Origin of the sequence: Allostella sp., assembly GCF_041913585.1 — a bacterium.
In the GTDB taxonomy this organism is placed as follows: domain Bacteria; phylum Pseudomonadota; class Alphaproteobacteria; order ATCC43930; family Allostellaceae; genus Allostella.
This window is the reverse complement of the sequence record NZ_JAYSFE010000234.1, coordinates 1-3,417: the sequence shown is the minus strand read 5'-3', so window position 1 is coordinate 3,417 and position 3,417 is coordinate 1. Positions and strand designations below refer to the sequence as shown.

The 3,417-nt window shown below is 75.4% G+C and carries 5 protein-coding genes; all 5 read left to right on the top strand.

All coding sequences use genetic code 11. The features are described 5' to 3' along the window. Positions 1–1,048: FCSD flavin-binding domain-containing protein (locus ACE3Q3_RS23520; protein ID WP_374450154.1), on the top strand; the 1,048-nt coding region annotated here is incomplete at its 5' end. A gap of 1 nt (position 1,049) precedes the next feature. Then, complete coding sequence (gene soxX / locus ACE3Q3_RS23515; protein ID WP_374450152.1) at positions 1,050–1,487, top strand: sulfur oxidation c-type cytochrome SoxX; 438 nt, start codon at positions 1,050–1,052, stop codon at positions 1,485–1,487. Further along, positions 1,484–1,930 carry a thiosulfate oxidation carrier protein SoxY gene (locus ACE3Q3_RS23510; protein WP_374450151.1) on the top strand — a complete coding sequence of 149 codons (447 nt, stop codon included), beginning with the start codon at positions 1,484–1,486 and terminating at the stop codon, positions 1,928–1,930. Before soxX ends, ACE3Q3_RS23510 begins: the two co-directional genes overlap by 4 nt. Positions 1,931–1,944: 14 nt before the next feature. Beyond that, on the top strand, positions 1,945–2,265 hold the full coding sequence (gene soxZ, locus ACE3Q3_RS23505; RefSeq protein ID WP_374450149.1) for a thiosulfate oxidation carrier complex protein SoxZ: 321 nt from the start codon (positions 1,945–1,947) through the stop codon (positions 2,263–2,265). Further along, entirely contained in the window at positions 2,262–3,044 is a 783-nt protein-coding gene (soxA, locus tag ACE3Q3_RS23500; RefSeq protein WP_374450146.1) for a sulfur oxidation c-type cytochrome SoxA, read from the top strand. Before soxZ ends, soxA begins: the two co-directional genes overlap by 4 nt. Positions 3,045–3,417 lie beyond the last annotated feature (373 nt).

Genomic DNA, 3,417 nt, shown 5'->3' with positions numbered 1-3,417 from the left:
TGCCGTGCTGGCCGGCCTGCGCGAGATCGAGGCGCAGCGCTTCGGCTATGGCGGCGCCGTGGCGGACGGGGTGACCGTGGTCCACGCGGCGGCGCGCGGCGTCGACCCCGGCGCCCGCACGGTCGATCTCGGCGAGGGGCGGACGCTGGCCTACGACCGGCTGGTGGTGGCGCCCGGCATCGACATCGCCTGGAGTGCGCTCCCCGGCTACGACGAGGCGGCGGCCGAGGCGATGCCGCATGCCTGGAAGGCCGGGCCGCAGACGCTGCTGCTGCGCCGCCAGCTCGAGGCGATGGCGGATGGCGGGCTGGTGGTCCTGGCGGCGCCGGCCAACCCGTTCCGCTGCCCGCCCGGACCCTACGAGCGGGCGAGCCTCGTCGCCCATTTCCTCAAGACCCGCAAGCCGCGCTCCAAGCTCCTGCTGCTCGACGCCAAGGACGCCTTCTCCAAGCAGCGGCTCTTCGCCGACGCCTGGGACAGGCTCTATCCCGGCCTCATCGAGTGGGTGCCGCTGTCGGCGGGCGGCAGGCTGGTCCGCGTCGACCCGGCCGCGATGGTGCTGGAGACGGAGTTCGACCGTCACCGGCCGGCCGTCGCCAACGTCATTCCGCCGCAGCGGGCGGGGGCGATCGCTGCCGCCGCCGGCGTCGCCGACCGCACCGGCTGGTGCCCCATCGACCCCGTCACCTTCGAATCGCGTCTGGTGCCCGGCATCCATGTGCTGGGCGACGCGGCGATCGCCGGGGCGATGCCGAAATCGGCCTTCGCCGCCAATGCCCAGGCCAAGGTGGCGGCGCTGGCGATCGCCGCCCTGCTGCGCGGCGACCGGCCGGCGGAGCCGCGGCTGGTCAACACCTGCTACAGCCTGGTCGCGCCCGGCTACGGCATCTCGATCGCCGGCGTCTATCGTCCGCAGGGCGGTGTCCTGGCCGACATCCCGGGCGCCGGCGGCGCCAGCCCGCCCGACGCGCCCGCCGTCATCCGCGAACTCGAGGCCGACCATGCCGAGACCTGGTTCCGCACCGTCACGGCCGAGACCTTCGGCTAGGGTGGCGCTGGCCGTGGCCGCCATGCTGCCCCTGGCGCTGCCGGCCCTCGGCCAGGCGGTGCCGTTCATCGTGGAGGGCGACGGCATTCCGGCGCCGCTCGCCGCCGGCCCGCCGGACCCGGAGCAGGGCCGCCGCATCCTCCTCGACCGTCAGGTCGGCACCTGCCTGCTCTGCCATTCCGGCCCGTTTCCGGAGGAGCGCTTCCAGGGCACCGTTGGGCCGGACCTGGCCGGGGTCGGGTCGCGGCTGACCCCGGCGCAGATCCGCCTGCGCGTCGTCGATTCCCGCCGCCTTGTCCCGGAGACGATCATGCCCGCCTATCACGTCGCCGCCGGACGCAACCGCGTTGCCCGGCCGTGGCGCGATCGCCCGATCCTCGACGCCGGCCAGGTCGAGGACGTCGTCGCCTTCCTCGCCACCCTGCGGGACGCGCCGTGATCGGCCGCCGGCGGATGCTGCGCCTCGTCGCCGGGGCAGGGGTCGCGGCCGTGCTGGCGCCGCTGCCGGTCCGGGCGACGCCGGAGGAGGTGCGGGCGCTGATCGGCGCGCTGGCGGGCGAGGGGCCGGTCACCCGCGCGCGGGTCCGCCTCGATCTGCCGCTCCTGGTCGAGAACGGCAACGCCGTGGCGATGACGGTCGCGGTCGACGCGCCGCTCGCCGGGCCGGAGCGGGTCGAGGCCATCCATGTCTTCGCCGAGGCGAACCCGCTCCCCGACGTCGCCCGCTTCGAGTTCGGGCCCGCGGCCGGCCGGCCGATGGTCTCGACCCGTATCCGGCTCGCCACCTCGCAGACCGTGGTCGCGGTGGCGCGGACGGCCGACGGCCGCTTGTGGTCGGACGAGGTCGAGCTCCTGGTGACCCTGGCGGCGTGCCTGGAGTGAGGGGAGGGCGGACGATGGCGCTGGCGCGGTTCAACGTTCCGAAGACGGTGCAGGCGGGCGTGCCGTTCGAGGTCAAGGTCCTGATCCAGCACCCGATGGAGAGCGGTCAGCGCCGCGACGCGCGCGGCCGCCCGATCCCGCGCGACATCGTCCACGCCTTCACCTGCACCTGCAACGGCGAGCTCGTGCTGCGCGTCGCGCTCTTTCCGGCGATCGCCGCCAACCCGTTCCTTGCCTTCCACGTCGTCGCCAAGGAGAGCGGCACGCTCGAGTTCGCCTGGGAGGACGACCAGGGCGGCCGCCACCGCGAGACCGTGCCGATCACCGTCGCATGAGGGCGGCCGGCCTCCTGGCGCTCGCCCTGGCGATCGCGGCCACGGCGCCGGCCGGAACGGCGGAGAAGCGCTCCGGCTACCACGATCTCGGGCCGCAGACGCGGGCGATGCAGGACGACGACGACGCCAACCCGGCCTTCCTCTGGGTCGCGCGCGGGGAGGCGCTGTGGCGGGACCGGCCGGCGCGCGCGGACGGGTCGGGCCCGGCCGCCCGCTCCTGCCAGGATTGCCACGGCGACGCGGCGGCGGCGATGCGCGGCGTCGCCGCCCGCCAGCCCGCCTGGGACGAGGCCGCCGGGCGGCTCATGAACCTGGAGCAGCGCATCGACCGCTGCCGCGAGGAGCGCCAGGGCGCGCCGCCGCTGCCGGCCGAAGGCGACGACCGGCTGGCGCTCGCCGCCCTCGTCGGGCTGCAGTCGCGCGGGCTGCCGATGGCGGCCTCGGGCGAGGGGCCGGCCGCGCCGGCCGCGCAACTCGGCCGGCGCCTCTTCCACACCCGGTTCGGCCAGTTCGACCTCGCCTGCGCCCAGTGCCACCACGGCGCGGCGGGTCAGCGGCTAGCGGGCAGCCCCATCCCGCAGGGCCATGCCAACGGCTATCCGATCTATCGCCTGGAATGGCAGGGCATGGGCTCCTTCGCCCGCCGCCTGCGCAACTGCATGACCGGAATCCGCGCCGAGCCCTTCCCCGCCGGCTCGGACGAGGCGCTGGCGCTGGAACTGCACCTGGCCTTGCGGGCTGCCGGCCTGCCGGTCGAAACGCCGGCGGTGCGGCCGTAGACGGCGGCGCGGCCCGCCGGACGCGCGACGGTCGCAGGTCTGACGGACGATCCCTCGTGGTGCGCGCCAGCGCCCGGACGCTCCTCGACTCGCTCGGACCGTGGCTCTTCGCAAGCCAAGCGGAGGCGCCCCCAGCCCTGGCGAAGTCGAGGGACCCACCGGCCGGATCCGCACGTGGGGGGGGAGCCGGGATGGCTGCCGCGGCGCTTCGCCAGTGCGGGATGTGGTCGGCCGCGGCGGCTCCGGCGAGCCGCAGACCGGGGATGGCGGACCGGTCGGCGATGCCTGCGATCGCGGCTGGCGGGACCCCGGGAGGTAATGGTGCCGACGCGCGGATTTGAACCGCGGACCTACTGATTACGAATCAGTTGCT

Coding starts and splice junctions, on each gene's coding strand:
- soxZ (WP_374450149.1), top strand. CDS start 1,945: ATGGCGCTGGCGCGGTTCAACGTTCCGAAGACGGTGCAGGCGGGCGTG.
- soxA (WP_374450146.1), top strand. CDS start 2,262: ATGAGGGCGGCCGGCCTCCTGGCGCTCGCCCTGGCGATCGCGGCCACG.